General features: G+C 23.1%; 19 protein-coding genes and 1 rRNA gene. 17 read left to right on the forward strand and 3 right to left on the reverse strand.

The features are described 5' to 3' along the window. Positions 1 to 19 precede the first annotated feature (19 nt). The gene (locus ACTTBI_RS00155; RefSeq protein ID WP_440652114.1) at positions 20 to 742 is read left to right on the forward strand and encodes a hypothetical protein; all 723 of its coding nucleotides are present in this window, start codon (positions 20 to 22) and stop codon (positions 740 to 742) included. Positions 743 to 1,234: 492 nt separating this feature from the next. Here the strand turns inward: ACTTBI_RS00155 and ACTTBI_RS00160 are convergent, their stop codons facing one another. After that, positions 1,235 to 1,450: a hypothetical protein gene (locus tag ACTTBI_RS00160; RefSeq protein ID WP_440652115.1), complete on the reverse strand. Its 216-nt coding sequence runs from the start codon at positions 1,448 to 1,450 to the stop codon at positions 1,235 to 1,237. Between the two features lie 25 nt (positions 1,451 to 1,475). Between ACTTBI_RS00160 and ACTTBI_RS00165 the strand changes: the two genes are divergently transcribed. From ACTTBI_RS00165 to ACTTBI_RS00200, 8 genes are read left to right on the forward strand one after another with little or no spacing between them, the layout of a single operon-like run. Beyond that, positions 1,476 to 2,222 (forward strand): hypothetical protein, encoded by a 747-nt coding sequence (locus ACTTBI_RS00165; protein ID WP_440652116.1) that lies wholly within the window; start codon positions 1,476 to 1,478, stop codon positions 2,220 to 2,222. Positions 2,223 to 2,226: 4 nt separating this feature from the next. Continuing rightward, positions 2,227 to 3,960, forward strand: a complete 1,734-nt coding sequence (locus ACTTBI_RS00170; RefSeq protein ID WP_440652117.1) for a carbamoyltransferase family protein — start codon at positions 2,227 to 2,229, stop codon at positions 3,958 to 3,960. Positions 3,961 to 4,004: 44 nt separating this feature from the next. Next, the gene (locus tag ACTTBI_RS00175; protein ID WP_440652118.1) at positions 4,005 to 4,757 is read left to right on the forward strand and encodes an FkbM family methyltransferase; all 753 of its coding nucleotides are present in this window, start codon (positions 4,005 to 4,007) and stop codon (positions 4,755 to 4,757) included. 4 nt (positions 4,758 to 4,761) lie between these two features. Further along, positions 4,762 to 5,925 carry a hypothetical protein gene (locus ACTTBI_RS00180; protein WP_440652119.1) on the forward strand — a complete coding sequence of 388 codons (1,164 nt, stop codon included), beginning with the start codon at positions 4,762 to 4,764 and terminating at the stop codon, positions 5,923 to 5,925. Beyond that, positions 5,922 to 7,592, forward strand: coding sequence for an LIC_10190 family membrane protein (locus ACTTBI_RS00185; protein ID WP_440652120.1), 1,671 nt, complete (start codon positions 5,922 to 5,924; stop codon positions 7,590 to 7,592). The genes ACTTBI_RS00180 and ACTTBI_RS00185 overlap by 4 nt, the downstream gene beginning before the upstream one ends. Continuing rightward, positions 7,585 to 8,349, forward strand: coding sequence for a TylF/MycF/NovP-related O-methyltransferase (locus ACTTBI_RS00190; protein ID WP_440652121.1), 765 nt, complete (start codon positions 7,585 to 7,587; stop codon positions 8,347 to 8,349). The genes ACTTBI_RS00185 and ACTTBI_RS00190 overlap by 8 nt, the downstream gene beginning before the upstream one ends. Positions 8,350 to 8,359: 10 nt before the next feature. After that, positions 8,360 to 8,737 (forward strand): sugar 3,4-ketoisomerase, encoded by a 378-nt coding sequence (locus tag ACTTBI_RS00195; protein ID WP_440652122.1) that lies wholly within the window; start codon positions 8,360 to 8,362, stop codon positions 8,735 to 8,737. After that, the gene (locus ACTTBI_RS00200) at positions 8,734 to 9,852 is read left to right on the forward strand and encodes a DegT/DnrJ/EryC1/StrS family aminotransferase (protein ID WP_440652123.1); all 1,119 of its coding nucleotides are present in this window, start codon (positions 8,734 to 8,736) and stop codon (positions 9,850 to 9,852) included. The genes ACTTBI_RS00195 and ACTTBI_RS00200 overlap by 4 nt, the downstream gene beginning before the upstream one ends. A gap of 1 nt (position 9,853) precedes the next feature. Here the strand turns inward: ACTTBI_RS00200 and ACTTBI_RS00205 are convergent, their stop codons facing one another. After that, complete coding sequence (locus ACTTBI_RS00205) at positions 9,854 to 11,674, reverse strand: DUF1420 family protein (protein WP_440652124.1); 1,821 nt, start codon at positions 11,672 to 11,674, stop codon at positions 9,854 to 9,856. 76 nt (positions 11,675 to 11,750) lie between these two features. Between ACTTBI_RS00205 and ACTTBI_RS00210 the strand changes: the two genes are divergently transcribed. Continuing rightward, positions 11,751 to 12,461, forward strand: a complete 711-nt coding sequence (locus tag ACTTBI_RS00210; RefSeq protein ID WP_440652125.1) for a glycosyltransferase family 2 protein — start codon at positions 11,751 to 11,753, stop codon at positions 12,459 to 12,461. Positions 12,462 to 12,468: 7 nt separating this feature from the next. Here ACTTBI_RS00210 and ACTTBI_RS00215 read toward each other — a convergent pair whose 3' ends face one another. Then, positions 12,469 to 14,115: an LIC_10190 family membrane protein gene (locus ACTTBI_RS00215; RefSeq protein ID WP_440652126.1), complete on the reverse strand. Its 1,647-nt coding sequence runs from the start codon at positions 14,113 to 14,115 to the stop codon at positions 12,469 to 12,471. Positions 14,116 to 14,125: 10 nt separating this feature from the next. Between ACTTBI_RS00215 and ACTTBI_RS00220 the strand changes: the two genes are divergently transcribed. From ACTTBI_RS00220 to ACTTBI_RS00250, 7 genes are all read left to right on the forward strand, one after another. Continuing rightward, a complete protein-coding gene (locus tag ACTTBI_RS00220) occupies positions 14,126 to 14,824 on the forward strand; it encodes a glycosyltransferase family 2 protein (RefSeq protein WP_440652127.1) in 699 nt (232 codons plus the stop codon). 60 nt (positions 14,825 to 14,884) lie between these two features. After that, positions 14,885 to 14,999: ribosomal RNA gene (gene rrf / locus ACTTBI_RS00225) — 5S ribosomal RNA — on the forward strand. A gap of 8 nt (positions 15,000 to 15,007) precedes the next feature. Next, positions 15,008 to 15,901: an NAD-dependent epimerase/dehydratase family protein gene (locus ACTTBI_RS00230; protein ID WP_440652128.1), complete on the forward strand. Its 894-nt coding sequence runs from the start codon at positions 15,008 to 15,010 to the stop codon at positions 15,899 to 15,901. Continuing rightward, positions 15,891 to 16,016 (forward strand): type B 50S ribosomal protein L36, encoded by a 126-nt coding sequence (gene ykgO / locus ACTTBI_RS00235; protein WP_008545413.1) that lies wholly within the window; start codon positions 15,891 to 15,893, stop codon positions 16,014 to 16,016. Before ACTTBI_RS00230 ends, ykgO begins: the two co-directional genes overlap by 11 nt. Before the next feature lie 4 nt (positions 16,017 to 16,020). After that, positions 16,021 to 16,131 carry an aa3-type cytochrome c oxidase subunit IV gene (locus ACTTBI_RS00240; RefSeq protein ID WP_440652129.1) on the forward strand — a complete coding sequence of 37 codons (111 nt, stop codon included), beginning with the start codon at positions 16,021 to 16,023 and terminating at the stop codon, positions 16,129 to 16,131. An 18-nt stretch (positions 16,132 to 16,149) separates the two neighbouring features. Beyond that, positions 16,150 to 17,238, forward strand: coding sequence for an NAD(P) transhydrogenase subunit alpha (locus ACTTBI_RS00245; RefSeq protein ID WP_440652130.1), 1,089 nt, complete (start codon positions 16,150 to 16,152; stop codon positions 17,236 to 17,238). A 4-nt stretch (positions 17,239 to 17,242) separates the two neighbouring features. Further along, complete coding sequence (locus tag ACTTBI_RS00250) at positions 17,243 to 17,551, forward strand: proton-translocating transhydrogenase family protein (RefSeq protein ID WP_440652131.1); 309 nt, start codon at positions 17,243 to 17,245, stop codon at positions 17,549 to 17,551. The last annotated feature ends 3 nt before the right edge of the window (positions 17,552 to 17,554 follow it).

The raw sequence follows: 17,554 nt of genomic DNA on the forward strand, positions 1-17,554 counted from the left end.
TTCGAGTTTTAGTCGTGGGATGATATTTAATAGCTTTTCATTAATTTTAGTAAACTTTTATAATTTTAAAAATAATTTAGGTAGAAAAATTAATATAAAAAAAATATTTTTTATAATAATCTTATCTTTGTTATTATTTTTAGTTTCACTACTTATTGTTGAAAAACAAAGAAACTCTTATAATCTTAACATACCCAATGCAGACGAAAAAAAAATCTATGAAAATAGAATCAAAGATGAAACTTATTTAAAAAGTAGTTATCAAAAAATATTTACACTAATAACCAAAAGATTTGTTGGAATAGACTCAGTTATTTTATTAAGTTCAACAGATAATTTGAATATTAAGCTGCTTTATAATTCATTATTTGAAAATTTTAATTTTAAAAATAACAATTTTTATGAAAAGCAATTTTTGGGATATAAGCATGTTAATGATAATTTAGCAGAAAATGTCAGGGTTATAAAAACTCCAGGAATAATTGCTTTTATTTATTATAGTGGGAGCTATTTGATATTATTTTTATCAATGTTTATTATTGGTATTTTTTTATCTTATATAGAAATTTTTATACTTCATTTATCTTATAATAATGTTTATCTTTGCTCTTTATTATCTCAGGTAATAGTATACAGGCTTATTCATTTTGGTATTAATCCTTTAAATAGTTTGTTATTTTTTGTTCCTATTATATTCATATTGATATTCACATATTTAATAACAATGTACTTTAATGAATAGTATAGGTAATAAGCTTGAATATTTAAAAAATATTTATGTTATAGTAATTTTCTTCTCATCATTATTTTTGTGGGATTTAAATATTTATAATATTAATTTTAAATCAATTATATATCCAACTTTAGTTATAGCGTTTTTTTTTAATATAAAAAAACAAGATGTTAAATTTATTTGGATTAGTATTCTTATATGTTTGTTGATTTTTATACATTATTTTTTTCTAACAAGTACTGAGCTTTTCTCAATAAAGGATGTTTTAGAAATAGTTCTAATTTTTTTTCTATTTTCTTTTTGTAAATCAAATTTAGGATTCTTAATTAAAAATATTGAAAAAATAGTTTATATTTTTTTTTTTATTTTCTTTTTATCTATTTTATTTTCTATTACAGAAAATAATTTTCAATTACTAAATGAAATTGACTTTAACATTAATGATTATTGTTCCTATAGATTGAACTTTTTAAATGAAAAATTTCTTTTTAAAGAAAGATCTCATTTGGGAATGATTTCAGTTGGCTGTTTTCTTTTATTTTTGAATAAATTTTCAACTAAAAAGAATATTTTCTTACAATTATTAATTACTTTTTTTTTGTTTCTTTTGTTCATTAATGCATCAACTACATTTTTTTTAGGTTTTATTATTAGTGTATTTATTATCTTAATATTTAATCCAAAGTTTCTAAAGAAATTATATCCATCAATTTTCATTTCTTTTTTGATTATTTTTATATTAATGAACGCTTCTAGCTGCAATGTACGTTTTTCTCAAATTAATGAAATTATAAATACATACAATTTTCAAACAAAAATTCAAAAAAAATTACAAACAGAGAAATCTGATCAAAACATCAAATCCAAAAATAACAACAATAGTATATCTGAAGATAAAGATAATATTTTAATTGAATTTAATAAACTTTATATAAAAAGACAAAAATTAATAGATACTATATTTGAAAATCCTCAACATATAGATAAAGATAATATAATTGTTCAAATAAGTAAAATTGAAAACGATTTAATCTTTTTAAATAAAGATTTATATCATAAATTAGATCAAAATTTTACAAACAATTTAACATCCCAAGTCCAAATAAGAGCATTAAGTATAGCAAAAAAATCAATTATAGAAAAACCATTTGGTTTTGGATATAACAATTATTATATAGCAAATAATTATTACAAATATGATTTTATATCAGCTAATCCATATGCAGATAATCTAAATCTAAGAGATGGAACAAATTTAACTGTAAAACTTATTGTTGAATTTGGTTTGATATCAATTGTTTTTTTCTTTATTTGTTTTCTATTTTTGATTTCAAGACAAATTAATTTTGAACTAAAAATTTTTTTATTGCCTTTTCTAATAACTCAAGGTTTAAGAGGAGCAGGATATTGGAATGGTGGTTTTCTGATGGTATTTATGATTATTTTATTACTATTAATGGAAAATTTAAAAATAAAAAAAAATAAATAGAATTATGATTATTTTAGGATTAAATTTATTTCACGCTGACACTTCTGCTTGTTTAATTGTTGATAATAAAATAGTTGCCGCAGTTGAAGAAGAGAGATTTTCTCGTATTAAACATTTTTCAGGTGTTCCTATAGATGCAATTAAATATTGTTTAAAAGCAGGAGGATTAAAATTAAACGATATCGATATAATTTCGACTAATTTTAATAGAAGACATAACTTAATTGAAAAAATAACTTATGTATCAAAAAACTTTAGAAACTTAAATATTTATAAAAGAATTTATGACTGGACGAAAAGAGGTAATTTAAAAAAAATTCTAGAAGATAATATTAATAGTTCCTTTAAGGGAAAAATTGAATTTATACCACATCATTTTGCACATATAGCTTCATCATATTTCAGTTCAAAATTTGAAGAATGTATTGGCCTATCAATTGATGGTACCGGAGATTTTTCATCTTTAGAAATTTTTAGATGTAAAAATAATTCAATCGAACTATTGGAAAAAGTAAACTATCCTCACTCAATTGGAATACTATACCAATCCATCACACAACTTTTAGGATTTAAAAAGTATGGTGATGAGTATAAAATCATGGGATTGTCGGCACTTGGTGAGCCTATTTACTTAGATAAGTTCAGAAAATTATTAAAATTTGATCCTCCTTATAATTTTGAGCTTAATCAAAAATATTTTAATCTCAACAGTTTAACTGGATACTCATTTGAAGGATCAGAACCATACTTTCCAAATTTATATAGTGAGAATATGTATAATTTATTTGATATTTCAAATACAAATCAAAAAAAAATAGATATTGTTAAAACAAAAAATATTGCTGCATCCTTACAACTTTATATTGAAATAATAATAACTAAAATAATAAAAAACTTAGATTTAGAATTTGATTTCAATAATTTATGTTTATCAGGTGGTGTAATTTTTAACTCAGTTTTAAATGGAAAAATATCTAAACAATTTAATAGCAAGAAAATTTTTCTTCATAATAATTCTGGAGATGCTGGTGGTGCAATAGGTGCCGCTTTATTTTCGAAATCTAAAAATGATAAGAATTTCAAAAAAATTAAAATATCAAGTTATTTGGGCCCAAAATATTCTCAAGAATATGTTTTAGAATTTTTAAAAAATTCAAATTTACTCTCAAAATTTAATTACAAAATATTTAATTCAGATGAGGAATTGGTTGAAGCTGCTTGTGGTAAAATTTTAGAGGATAATGTAATTGCTTGGTATCAATCAAATATGGAATGGGGCCCTAGAGCGCTAGGTAATAGAAGTTTTCTAGCAGATCCAAGATTAGATGATATTAAAGATAGAATTAATTTAAAAATAAAATTAAGAGAGGATTTTAGACCTTTTGCACCTTCAGTTTTAAATGAAGATGCTAGCGATTACTTTGAAACGGAGAATAATGTCGATTATTCAAATATGACTTTTGTTGTAAAAGCAAAAAAAAAAGCAAAGGATAATCTGCCAGGTATTGTTCATGTTGATGGAACATCTCGTGTTCAGACTGTATCTCCTGTAGAAAATAAATTGTTCTATAAATTATTAAATCAATTTAAAAGTAGAACTGGACATGGTGTTATTTTAAACACATCATTTAATGTGAATGAACCTATTGTAGAATCACCACAAGATGCAATGAATACATTTTTTAGAACAAATTTGAATTCAATGTTTATAGAAAATATTTTAGTGAGTAAAAAATGATTGAGAGAATTAAAAATAAACTAAATTTTCTTTACAGCAAATATATGACTGAAATTTTAATAAGTAGATACAAATTTGTTAAAAAAAAAAATTTGGTCCGTCTAGGTTCAATTTATGGTGGCTGGACTTTTGAAAATAAAATAAACTTATCTAAATCAACTATTTTATCATGTGGATTAGGAGAGGATGCTAGCTTTGATATTGAGTTTGCAAATAAGTACAATGCCAATATAATTATTGTAGATCCAACGCCAAGATCAAAAATTCACTTTAATAAAATTATTGAAAATTTAGGTAATCCAAAAAAAACAAAATATAATAAAATTGGTAATCAAGAAATAAGCTCCTATGATTTATCAAATATTAAAAGTAAAAATTTAATTTTTATTGAAAAGGCTTTGTATAATAAAGATAATGAGAATATTAAATTTTTTAAACCACCAGATAAAAAAGAAATAAGCCATTCAATAAATAATTGGCAAAATGATTATAGTAGAGCGACAGATTTTATTGAGGTATCAACGATTACAATTAAAAGTATAATGAAAATGTATAATATAGAAAACATACCTTTGTTAAAGATTGATATTGAAGGCGCTGAAATAGAAGTTATTGAAAATATTTTGATGGATAATATTAAACCCAAACAAATATGTGTTGAGTTTGATGAGCTAAATAAGTTTAATTATCATGGAAAAAAAAGATTCATCAAAACAACTGATTTATTAATTGATGCAGGCTACCAATTTGTAAAAATATCTTCTCATCCTAATTTTTTATTTACTTTAGATGAATGATTAAATGAAATTAGTTGAAAAAAATATTTTCTCCATTCTTCTTTTTATAATAATTTTGGTAGGTATTTATTTATCTTACATAGGGGGATATGGCTCAGATGAAGATACAATTCCCATGATAGGAGTTTACTCAAATTTCCTTAATGGAAATTTTATGACTTCAAGATTTACAGGCAACCCAGTTGCAGAATTTGGAATAGGTTTTTTAGCTTTAAATTTTGGAAGCTTTGTTGTTAACTTAGTTACATTCTTTCTTTTTTTATCTGCATTAATTGTAATTGTTTATCTTTATTTTAATAAAGATTTTCAAACAGGTTTAGTATTTATAGTTTTAGCTTTGTCTAACCCTTACCTTTTTTTTGAAAATTTAGAACCAATAGATTATGCTTGGGCTTTATTTTTTTTTACATTAGGATTACATTTTCGAAATTTAAAAAAATTAGATTTAAGTTTAATTTTTTTTGCCATTTCCATTGGAACCAGAATTAATTTTGTACCTTTTGTTTTTGCAGCTATTTTTTTATTTAACAATGATTCAAAATTTACTTTTAAAAAACTAACGCATTTTATTGGTATTATTTTTGTTTCAGGGTTATTTTATTTACCTGTTTGGATTCAGCATGGGTTAGGATTGGATTGGTTGACAGCCGGTAGACCAGATTCTGATTTACTCAGTTACTTATCAAGATTTACATATAAAACAATATTGTCAGTAGGTATTATGCAAGTTTTATTTGTTTTATATGTTTTTATTAATCTTGATAAAAAAAATTTTAAAATAATTAAGAATTATAAGTTTGAAATTGCATTAATTTTATTTAACTTACTTATATTCTTATGGATACCAGCAGAAATTTCGTATTTACAACCTGGTTTAGTTTTTTTCTATTTAATTATTAGTAAATTGTTTCCAAAAAAATATATATATACTTTGATATTATTAAATTTGATTACTTGGTTTATTAATATTAATGTATTGAAAATTCATTATCTTAATAAAAGTTGGTGTTCTCCAACTGTTGCAACTAATGCTGAAATAGATTTGAAAATTAAAAAAGGTTATATTTTTGATTTTTTGGAAAATAGATCAAAAATTGAGTGTTTTATAGAGAATTTTTCCGATGAATATAAAGAAAAAGTCAGAAGTGGTTCACCATTATCAGAATGATAATACCTGTATTTAGCTTATTAATAATTTTATTTTTTTTATATAATGTTAGCTTTATCATAATAAATAAGATTAGCAAAAATTTTAATATTACCCTTAAAATTGACTATTCAATTTTAATAATTGGAATTTATTTTATAATATTTATGTCATTTATTTGGCACCTTATATTTCCACTAAAGTTTTTTTTCATTTTTTTAGTTTTAATTTTAATTGTTTATCAAAAAAAAAAGCTAAACTTCATAGATAATTTTAAAAAAATAGAAATAAATTTCATTTCTATAATTTCTATCGTTATTATAATTTTTATATCTTTATCTAACTCACCTATTTATGACACTATGTTATATCATCATCAAGTTTTGAATTGGTTTAGTGATTTTGCAATTAGTAAAAACTTAATTCAGATAGATATGAGATTGGGAATGGTTTCTCCTTGGCATATGTTTTTGAGTTTATTTAATCTTAAAATTAATAACTATAATTTAAGTTTTGCAGCAAATTTGATACCATTTATATTGCTCACATTAATATTTTTTCAAACTGTAAAAAAAAAGTTCATTTTACTTTCAGATCTATATTTAATTAATTGTTATTTTTTCATAATAATTTTCAGTCTTATTCATCCATTTGGAAACGGAATTTTGTTAATGGAACTTGGAAGTATAGGAACAGATTTTAATGCAGCTATCTTTTTTATTTTATCAGTTTATTTTTTTTTAAAATATTATGATAGTAAAAATAATAATGATAGAAACGTATTTTTTTTATATTTAATTATTACTTGTTCATTAACAGTATTTTCTAGAATAAGTTATATGCCAATTTTTATATTAACTTTACCTATTTTATTAAAATCATTCAATAAACAACATATTTCTCTCATTATTATTTTTGCTTTTTTGCCTTTTTCACTATTTATTTTTAAAAATATTTTAACATCAAATTGTTTAATATTTCCAATTTATCAAACATGTGACTTAATCAATTTTGATTTTTCCAAAGAATTGGTAAGAAAATATTATGAAATTATTATTTCTTTTCAGAGAAGTTCACCAGATCATGAATTTTTTGGTAATTATGAAATTACAAATTATTCATTATCATGGTTCAAACCATGGTTTTTTAATTTTTTTTTAAGAACTTCGATTTTCCAAATTTGTTATTTTGTAATTATTTTATGTTTGTTAATAATTTTATTTGATAAGTTTTCAAAAAAAATTTTTAAAATTGATTTTAATATTTTATATATATTTTTAATATTATTTTTGTTTTCAAATATACTTTGGTTAATTGCACCAGATGTTAGATTTTCATATGGTTTTATTATTTCTTTCTCAATGTTTTTAATTAGTGTTATCTTAATAAACTTTTATGATTTATTTAAAAGTTCTATTAAAAATATAATAATAATAAGTTTATTTTTACTGAGTATAAAAAATTACTCAAATTTTGAGTATTTTTTAAAATTAAACAAAAGTAATTTCTATGATTATTCGTCACTTGTCTTAATAAATAAAGATGATGATTTAAAAATATTTGAATCCAATCATAAGGACAAATTTTGTTATGACATTAAAAATATTTGTGTGGGATCAGATAAAGTAAATTTCAAGATTTATAATGAATTTTTATTTAATAAAGCTATAAGAAAGATCAATGATTAAAAATTTGATACAATTTTGTCTTGCTAATTTTAATTTAAGATTAATAAAATTAGAAAATGAGTTTTCCAATAAAATTCCAGTTGAGGCAGATATTGAAGAAAAAAAGTTGATAGAGTTAACAAAAAAATATTCAATGAATGGCTCTCTAAGAATATGGACTTTAATAATTGCTTTAAAAAAAATTTCTGAAAATAATATAGAGGGAGATTTTGTAGAAACGGGTGTTTGGAAGGGTGGAAATTTGATTTTAATGAGGAAATATATGCAAAAATACTGTTTAATTGATAGAAATATTTTTGGTTACGACACTTTTGAGGGAATGCCTGAACCTACAAAAAATGATAAAGATTTTAAAAATATAAATGCAACAAAATATTTTTCAGACAAAACTAATTTAGAAAATTTCAAATCCTTTAATAGTAAAATAAGTTTAGATGAAGTTAAAAATAATTTTGTTAGAATTACGGGGGACTCTAATAATCTAAAATTAATTAAGGGTAAAACACAAGAGACTTTGAAAAATGAAAATAATTTACCAAATAAAATTGCTATCTTGAGGCTTAATACATGTTTTTATGAGAGTACTAAATTTGAGCTTCAAATTTTATATGATAAATTACAAAAAGGTGGTTACCTAATTATAGATGATTATGGATACTGGAAAGGAGCAAAGTTAGCCGTTGATGAATTTTTTAAAAATAAAAAAAAATATTTTCATTTTGTAGATCATACCTGTAGATTTTTAATAAAGGATTAATTTAAAGATCATGATTAAAAAATTTTTTTTTAATAAAAAAATTGATAAAAGAGGTATTTTAATACCATTCAACTTTGATAAAATAATTAATAAGAAAATTCATAGGTTGTTTATTGTTTCATTGAACAAAAACTTTAAAAGGGGAGGTCATGCTCATAAAAAGGGTTTTCAAATATTTATTTGTATTAAAGGAAAAATTAATTTTGAAATTATAAGTAAAAAAAAAAAATATAAGTTTGAAATAAGTGAAAAAAATAAATTCGGATATATCGTACCACATAATCATTGGGTGAGTTTTTCTTCCAAAATTAAAAATTCATCACTTTTAGTTTTATGTACAACTAAATTTGATAAAAAAGATTATATTTATGATATAGCAAAATTATGATCAAATTTTTTACATTTGATAAAGAGTACAAAATTAGTAAAAAAAAAATTTTATATGAAATTGATAAAGTTTTAAAATCAGGCCAAGTATTCTTTGGTCAAGAAATTCTTAAACTTGAAATTAATCTAAATAGGTATTTGAATTCCAAATATGGCCTAACTGTCAAATCAGGAACAGATGCAATTTATTTAGCTCTGAAGGCTTGTGGAATTAAAGATGGTGATGAAGTAATTACTTCTAGTCTGACTGCTATACCAACAATTTCAGCTATAATTAACGCAGGAGCCAAACCAAGATTGGTAGATATTAATTTGGATAACGGACTTATAGATGAAAATAAAATTGAAAATTTCATAAATAAAAATACTAAAGCTATAATACCTGTTCATTTATATGGTTCTAGCAGTGAAATAACCAAAATTTGTAAAATTGCAAAAAAACATAATTTAAAAGTAATCGAAGATTGTGCGCAATCTTTTGGATCAAAATATAAAAATAAATTTACAGGAACTTATGGAGATTTTGGTTGTTTTTCATTTTATCCCACAAAAGTTTTAGGAACTTATGGAGATGGAGGTTTTATTGTTACAAAAAAAAAAACTGACTTAAAAAAATTAAAATTAATGAGATTTTATGGAATAGACTCAAAAAGTAAAAATGGTTACCAATCAATTTTAGATGGCACAAATTCTAGAATGGACCATATTCAAGCAGCCATATTAAATTTTAAGTTAAAAAGTATTAATAAAGATATTAAAAAAAGACAACTAATTGCTGAATATTATTATAAAAATTTGGTTAATATTAGTTTTTTAAAATATAATAAGTTTAACACAAGTCATTCTTTTCATTTATTTGTTGTAAAACATAAAAAAAGGAATTTAATTCAGAAACTCTTAAAAGAGAAAAAAGTTGAAACATTAATACATTATCAAAACCCAATTCATAAAATGAAAAATTACAGAAAACTTGTATGTAATTTTTGTAACTGTCTCAAAAATTCAGAAAATTTTTCAAAGGAAATATTTTCTTTACCACTATATCCATCTTTAAAATTAAGAGATCAAAAAAAAATAGTAAAATCTTTAAACGAAATAATGGAAAAATTAAATTAACTTAATTTTTAAAAGCACAATTAGGTAGTTTTTCATATTCAAACTCATAAATAAAACCTTCATAAAACCTTTTACTTCTATTGAAAGGATTTCGTGAGCTAAAATTTCCAGCTTTTTTATTGTAATAAACTAAATTTCCTAAGCATTTTGATAGTTTTTTAAAATGTTTTTTGTCATCATAAAAGAGTATATGAGAAGGTTTTAAACTTTTAATTTCGATTAAGTGATCTTTTGAGGCAGGATTCGAAATATCAATATAATTAAATATATCACCAGGAATTGTTTTAACATTGCTTAAAGAAAATGATCTGTGAGTTGATATTAAAATATTATCATCCTTCAATTTTGAGTTAGACCATTTAAATAGACTAAAGCCATTAGCAGAGCTAGTTAAAACTTTATCTCTTAAATTTTCAGAAATAACTCCTCTAGTTAAAGAAAAAACTCCAAATAATATTACCAAAAAAACCATTAAACTTTGAAATTTTGTAAAGTAGTATAAAATTTCTATAAAGCTTTTATTTTTATATCCAAAATATTTAGAAGTGATTATTAACCAAACGAAAACTTCCACGAACCATCGGGGGTTATTTTGACCATAAAAAAATGCAAGTATTACATACAAAGATATTAAAATAACAATTATAAACTCTTTAAATTTTTTTTTAAATTTTGAAAAAAAAATTATCAAAGATCCTAATCCAAGTGTTTCCGTCAAAGTATTTATGCTAGTGGGAAAAAGAACCCATTTGGGAAAACATCCATCGTATCCACATGATGTTAAAGATTTGTAAAGCTGTTGGTATCCATAAATTTGTATAGGTAAAGGTTTGAAAATTGAGTCAATTATACTCATTTCATAAACATTATGTTTCCAAAGTATTTTTGGACCATAAGTTAAGGAAAAAATAACAATAGAGCTCAATAAGAGATATTCTAATTTGTTATTTTTATAACAATAGTAAATTATAGTAATGAAGAATAAGAACGAGCTTAAAGCAAATGAAAATTTTCCATTAATATTTGAAAACAAAAGAACTAAAATAAATATTATAAACCCTTTATCTTTAAAGTTTTTTTCAAATCCAAAAAATATTAACGTAAAAATTAATGCTGATGATGCTATAAAGTTTAATTGAGGTTTAGCACTAGAAACTAAAAGAATTAAAACTGGACAACTTAAAAATAATAACAGGTATAAATTATTATATTTTTTTTTGTTTTTAATAAGAATTCCAGTAATACTTAAAATACCAGAAAATTGAACTAGTGATGGAAATTGTTCAGCTTTAACAATTAGTCCCACTGCATTTAAAAGTTCTCCAGATCCTGATTTTGTAAAGTGAGTCCAAAAATTATAGCTTGGATATTCATTATAATTTAAAACATAAAGTGGAATACCTATGTGATAGTCAAGTGAATCTGCATTAGTTATAGGAGCAATAGACAGTAAAAAATACCCAATAATAAACAAAAGAACTAAAAAATTAATATTTTTATTTTGTAATTCTTTGATGTAAATCTTTTTTGAAATATATAAGTTTGATATTTCTAATAATGCCAAAAAAATTAAAAAATAAGAAATTAATTTAATAAATAACTTTATATTTACTAAATTAAAAATTATTATAGGAAAAATAAGAGTAGATAAAAAAACAGAACCAATCATTATGTATTGAAAAGCTGGAGAAGAAATTTTAGAAATTATTTCTTTTATTTTAAAAGCTTCTGTAATTATTTTACCAAATTTATATAATCCCACTACAAGTATGATTGAAATTAATGGTGACCAAATGGGAATAAATATATTTATAGTGCTCACTGATAATTTATAAAATTCTTGATATTATTATTATTTTATTTTGTATATATAATATGATTTGTAAATTATTAACTTTATGAAATTTAAAAAAAAAATATCAATAGTAATCCCATGCTTTAATGAAGAAAATACTATAATCGAAGTTATTGAAAATTCTATTAATTCATTAAAAAAATTAGAGTGTTTATTTGAAATTATTGTAATTGATGATTTCTCAAATGATAAAACAAGAGTGTTATTAGATAAATTAGCAGACCAAAAAAAAATAAAACTTTATTATCACGATAAAAATTTTGGCAAAGGTAAGGCCTTACAAACAGGCTTCAAAGAAGTCACAGGTGACTATGTAATTATTCAGGATGCTGATCACGAATATGATCCTCGTGAGTATGACAAGTTATTAATCCCTTTTTTAGAGACAGATGCAGATATAGTCTATGGATCAAGATTTTTAGGTGGTGGAAAGTATGTTAGATTACATTTTTTTTGGCATTATTTGGCTAATAAAATTTTGACATTTTTTTGTAATTTGGTCACAAATATAAACATGACCGATATGGAGACTGGTTTTAAAGCGTTTAAAACAAATTGTTTAAATGATTTGACCCTTGAGGAAAATAGATTTGGATTTGAGCCAGAATTTACAATTAAAATGGCTAAAAAAAAATTTAAGTTTTATGAAGTTGCAATATCTTACAGAGGAAGAACTTATGAACAGGGAAAAAAAATTGGACTTAAGGATGCTTTTAGAGCTTTATATTGTATTTTAAAATTTACATTAAAATAAAATTATTTTAATCACTTAATATTAAATTAAAATTCCATTTTTTTTTATAATCTAACTGTTTTTTCCAATAAATTGAATTTGTACAAGGTGCTAAACCATAAAAACATTCATCTTTGCTTAAATAAAATTGAAAATTTTCATTAATACCAACCTTGTTATATTTTTTTTCGTAATTTTTTTTATCAACAAATATATGACTTGGAATATAATTTCTTGTTTCATTGTATTTGTAAATTCTTAAGAATTGCTTGAAGCAGATAATAAAAATGCAAAATATAAAAATTATTTTAGAGTAATTTATTAGTTTTTTTATATTTAAATCATTAAAGATTGCTCCAAAAAATATAAATGAAAAAATTATTAAATAAGAATATCCATATCTATAAATAGGAAATTTGAGAAAAAAACTAAAAATACCTATTATAGAAATTAAAGATAAAATTTGAATTTTCTGATCTTTGAAAAAATTAAAAAATTTAATTCGATTTATTTTATTAACTGAAAAAGTTAAAAAAAATAAAACAAATATTAAATATGGCGTTAATGTTTTTAATATATATACCAAATGATTAGATGCCCAAGCTTCAATCCAATTAAATTTTTGAGAAAAATCTGCCATATTTATTGTTTTGTCTTTGTTTTCGGGCCATGCTTTTGCCCACGCTTCTCCTTCTATTTGAACTTTTTCAACAGTCTCTAAGTTCATCCAAGGTAAGTTTTCAAGGCAGGTTATTTTCATTGGATAGATCATGCATCCACTTATGAGAATATTCTTTATTAACCATGCTAACATTATGAACGAAGGAAAACTTAATATTAATTTTGTTAAAGATTTTTTATTTTTTAAAATTAAAAAAAATGGAATTAGAAATATAAATATAAAAAAAATTTTATTTAAAAAACAAAATACTGAATAAATGTAAAAATTCCAAATTTGTTTAGTTGAAAAATTTTTTAAGTATAGGAATTTTGAAATTACATAAAATAAAAATATATGCGCAGGTGCATCGTTACCAAATTCACTATATCTATTAATTTTGTAACTTATATAAATTATAATAAGTACTGAAAATAATTTACCAATTGAAAAATCTTCTTTCTTATTTATAAATTTAAATAAATCGTAAAAAAAATAAAAATAAATAAAAGTCACTAAACTAGCTAGAGGTATTAAAATTCCCTCTTTGCCAGTAATAAAATTATAGTTTAAAGCAGATAAGTATTGAATAATTGACGTATGTCCAAATCTAAAATGTAAATTTGCTAATCCAATTATAATGTTATTCTCGTTTATTATTTGTGTATAAGGCAAGTGATATAAACCAGCATCTGGTCGGTACTCATTGTCATACAGAATTAAAAAAAAGCTCAAAATTGTTACTATACTTAAAAAAATCAAATCTTTTTGAAGAATAATTTTGTAATTGGGAATAAAAAATAAAATAACAATTATTATAAAAATTGAGTTAACATGAACATTCAAAGGAAGTAAAAAATTTATTAAAAGAGCAATAAATGAAGCAATTAAAATTCCAAAAATTGAAATATCTTCTATATTTATAATTTCCTTTTTAAATAATTTAAAACATATTAATTTTCCTAAAATTAAATAGAATAAATTTGTTATTAAAATTTTAAAAAAAAACAATGTCATTAGATAAATTATGAAGTTAAGTATAATCATACCAGTTTTCAATGAAAATAAAACTATAGTTCAGTTACTGAATTTAGTTGAAAAACAAACTTACATTCAAAAACAGATTATAATTGTAGATGATTTCTCATCGGACAACTCACTTCAATTAATAGAAAATTTCAAATTTTTCAGTGATCATGTTATTTTAAAACATGATGTAAATCGTGGTAAAGGTGCTTGTATAAAGACAGCCAAGAAAGTAATTGATGGTGATATAGTTTTAATTCAGGATGCAGATCTAGAATATAATCCAAATGATTATAAAAAATTGATACATCCAATTATAAGTCAGCAAACAAATGTGGTATATGGATCTAGAGTATTAGGAAGAGAAAGATATACTAATAAAAATTTTACTTCAATTATCAGGATATTTGCCAATCATGTATTAACAATTATCTCAAATTATTTTAATGATCAAAAATTAACAGATGCTCATACTTGTTATAAAGTTTGTAAAAAAAATATTTTCGATAAACTATCATTAATTGAAGATGACTTTGCCTTTTGTCCAGAACTTACATGTAAAATTGCCTTTTTAAATGAAAAGATCATAGAGGTGCCAATTGAATATTATGGTAGATCATATGATGATGGAAAAAAAATTAAATTTTCAGATGGTCTAAAAGCATTGTACGCTATATTTAGGCACAAGCCTAAAAAATAAATTCTTAAATTTTAAAAATTAATGTTTACAACATAGTATCGTTTGTATATATATCTCATGCCTGGTGATTATTGCGAAGGTGTTATACCCGATCCCATTCCGAACTCGGAAGTCAAGACTTTCAGCGCTGATGGTACTTTGTCTTAAGACATGGAAGAGTAAGTCGTTGCCAGGCTATCTTAAATGAAAAACTTAATCATTGTCACTGGTGGAGCAGGATTTGTTGGTTCTAACCTTATTGAGTTTTTAGTTGCAAAAACTAATTATGAAATCATTAGCTTAGATAATTATTCAACTGGTTCAAAAAAAAATCATATAAAACATAATAAAGTTAAATATATAAAGGGTAACACCTTAAATATTAACAACATTCTGGAAAAATATAAAAAAAAAATTAATTCAATTTTTCATTTTGGTGAGTTCGCAAGAATTTTTCAAAGTTTTAAAAAATTTGACGAGTGCTATCAATCAAATACAATTGGTTCAAAAGCAGTCTTTAAATTTTGTTTAGACAATAATATTAAATTAATTTATTCAGCAACATCTGCAAGTTTAGGTAATAAAGAAAATGATAAAAACTTATCTCCATACGCATTTACTAAATCAAGAAATATAGATTTATTAGAAAATTTAAAAAAATGGTTTAACTTAAAATTTGAGATTATTTTTTTTTATAATGTTTATGGTCCTAGACAAATTAAAGTTGGAGATATGGCAACTGTCATTGGAATATTTGAAGATCAATATAAAAAAAAAAAACCTCTAACTGTTGTTAAACCTGGTAGCCAGACAAGACGATTTACTCATATTGATGATACTGTCCAAATTTGTTACGAAGCATTTAAAGCAGGTAAGTGCAGATATTATAGTATTAGTAATAAAAATTATTATTCAATAATTGAAGTTGCAAAAATGTTTAAGAGTCAGATTAAATTCTTGAAACCAAGATTAGGTGAAAGATATGCCTCTGCTTTGACCAAAATATCCAGTAATAACAAAATAATTCAAAAATATGGAAAATTACAATTGAAAGATTACATAAGTTCCTTTATTAAGAGCCACAATTATGAAAATTAAAAGCTCATTGAAATCTATTAAAAAAAGAGACCTAAATTCTAAGCTTGTTAGAAGAAGAGGAAGGGTTTATGTCATAAACAAAACAAACCCAAAATTTAAAGCACGACAGAAATAAATTTATGGATAATGAAAGCCATAAAAATACTTGGAATAACTTTACTAAATTTGTTTTGTGGGGAACAGTTGCTGTAATTACAGTTTTAGTTTTAATGGCAATATTTCTTTTATAATTTATTAAATTATTTTTTATGAATTTAGCATCAATTTCAGAAAACCATTATATTGAAAAGAGGATAGCTATAACTCCTGAAATTGCAAAAAAATATATTAGCTTAGGATTCAATTTAACTTTACCAAATAATTACGGAACCCACTTAGGTTTTGCTGATCAAGATTATAAAAATGAAGGAGTTAATTTTTTAGATAATGAAGATGAAATTATCAAAAATTCTGAGATTATTATTCAATTAGGATTACCAAATGAAGAAAAATTATTACTATTTAAAGAAAATCAAACTTTAATTGGTTCATTAAATGCTTTTTTAAATAAAAAAAAATTAGAAAATTTAAAATCCAAAAAAATAAATTGTTTTTCATTAGAGTTGCTACCAAGAATAACAAGAGCACAATCAATGGATATTTTATCATCACAAGCTAATCTTGCTGGCTATAAAGCAGTGGTAGAAGCTTTTCAAGTCTATGAAAGAGCAATTCCAATGATGATGACAGCAGCAGGAACTATTCCTGCTGCCAAAGTATTGGTCGTTGGAGCAGGAGTTGCTGGATTGCAAGCAATTGCAACTGCTAAAAGAATGGGGGCAGTTGTATTTGCAACTGACGTAAGAATGGCATCCAAAGAACAAGTTGAAAGTTTAGGTGGTAAATTTTTAACTGTTGAAGGATCTGAGAATTTAGAGACTGAAGGTGGTTACGCAAAGGAAGCTTCAGATGAATTTAAAAAGAAACAGGAAGATTTATTAACAGAGACATTAAAAAAAATTGATATAATAATTTGTACTGCTTTAATTCCAGGAAGAGAAGCTCCAAAAATTATTAAAGAAGATATGTTTAAAAATTTAAAACCAGGTTCAGTTATTTATGATTTAGCAGCCGTTCAAGGAGGAAACACTACTTTTACTGAAGTTGACAAAATTGTAGAAAAAGTTGGTGTTAAAATTTTAGGGGAGGCGAATATACTAAACAAATTGCCTGTATCTGCTTCTAATTTGTATGCTAAAAATGTATTTAATTTTATCTCTAATTTATATGATAAAGAAAATAAGAAACTAAATATTAATTTAGAAGATGAAATAATAGAGAAAACTTTTATTAAATAATATTATGGAAATAGATCCTTTTATATTCAGATTAAGTATATTTATATTATCAATATTTGTTGGTTACTATGTAGTGTGGAGTGTAACACCCTCATTACATACACCATTAATGTCTGTTACAAATGCAATTTCTTCAGTTATTATTGTAGGTGCAATTATTGCAGCTTTATCTGGAGGAGCTGGGATAGTGTTTTCTTCATCTAGTATATTTGGATTTTTAGCAATTATTTTAGCAGCAATTAATATCTTTGGTGGATTTTTAGTCACTCAAAGAATGCTTGCTATGTATAAAAAAAAGAAAAAGGATAAATAATTA

The organism is Candidatus Pelagibacter sp. HIMB1542 (assembly GCF_052047835.1).
Classification (GTDB): Bacteria; Pseudomonadota; Alphaproteobacteria; order Pelagibacterales; family Pelagibacteraceae; genus Pelagibacter.

What these genes read in the sequence shown, in the direction of transcription:
- ACTTBI_RS00155 (WP_440652114.1), top strand. Translation starts at nt 20, where the DNA reads ATGATATTTAATAGCTTTTCATTAATTTTAGTAAACTTTTATAATTTT.
- ACTTBI_RS00160 (WP_440652115.1), bottom strand. Translation starts at nt 1,450, where the DNA reads ATGAAAATTGATGGATATAATTTCTTTAGAAACTTTGGATTAAATATT.
- ACTTBI_RS00165 (WP_440652116.1), top strand. Translation starts at nt 1,476, where the DNA reads ATGAACGCTTCTAGCTGCAATGTACGTTTTTCTCAAATTAATGAAATT.
- ACTTBI_RS00170 (WP_440652117.1), top strand. Translation starts at nt 2,227, where the DNA reads ATGATTATTTTAGGATTAAATTTATTTCACGCTGACACTTCTGCTTGT.
- ACTTBI_RS00175 (WP_440652118.1), top strand. Translation starts at nt 4,005, where the DNA reads ATGACTGAAATTTTAATAAGTAGATACAAATTTGTTAAAAAAAAAAAT.
- ACTTBI_RS00180 (WP_440652119.1), top strand. Translation starts at nt 4,762, where the DNA reads ATGAAATTAGTTGAAAAAAATATTTTCTCCATTCTTCTTTTTATAATA.
- ACTTBI_RS00185 (WP_440652120.1), top strand. Translation starts at nt 5,922, where the DNA reads ATGATAATACCTGTATTTAGCTTATTAATAATTTTATTTTTTTTATAT.
- ACTTBI_RS00190 (WP_440652121.1), top strand. Translation starts at nt 7,585, where the DNA reads ATGATTAAAAATTTGATACAATTTTGTCTTGCTAATTTTAATTTAAGA.
- ACTTBI_RS00195 (WP_440652122.1), top strand. Translation starts at nt 8,360, where the DNA reads ATGATTAAAAAATTTTTTTTTAATAAAAAAATTGATAAAAGAGGTATT.
- ACTTBI_RS00200 (WP_440652123.1), top strand. Translation starts at nt 8,734, where the DNA reads ATGATCAAATTTTTTACATTTGATAAAGAGTACAAAATTAGTAAAAAA.
- ACTTBI_RS00210 (WP_440652125.1), top strand. Translation starts at nt 11,751, where the DNA reads ATGAAATTTAAAAAAAAAATATCAATAGTAATCCCATGCTTTAATGAA.
- ACTTBI_RS00215 (WP_440652126.1), bottom strand. Translation starts at nt 14,115, where the DNA reads ATGACATTGTTTTTTTTTAAAATTTTAATAACAAATTTATTCTATTTA.
- ACTTBI_RS00220 (WP_440652127.1), top strand. Translation starts at nt 14,126, where the DNA reads ATGAAGTTAAGTATAATCATACCAGTTTTCAATGAAAATAAAACTATA.
- ACTTBI_RS00230 (WP_440652128.1), top strand. Translation starts at nt 15,008, where the DNA reads ATGAAAAACTTAATCATTGTCACTGGTGGAGCAGGATTTGTTGGTTCT.
- ykgO (WP_008545413.1), top strand. Translation starts at nt 15,891, where the DNA reads ATGAAAATTAAAAGCTCATTGAAATCTATTAAAAAAAGAGACCTAAAT.
- ACTTBI_RS00240 (WP_440652129.1), top strand. Translation starts at nt 16,021, where the DNA reads ATGGATAATGAAAGCCATAAAAATACTTGGAATAACTTTACTAAATTT.
- ACTTBI_RS00245 (WP_440652130.1), top strand. Translation starts at nt 16,150, where the DNA reads ATGAATTTAGCATCAATTTCAGAAAACCATTATATTGAAAAGAGGATA.
- ACTTBI_RS00250 (WP_440652131.1), top strand. Translation starts at nt 17,243, where the DNA reads ATGGAAATAGATCCTTTTATATTCAGATTAAGTATATTTATATTATCA.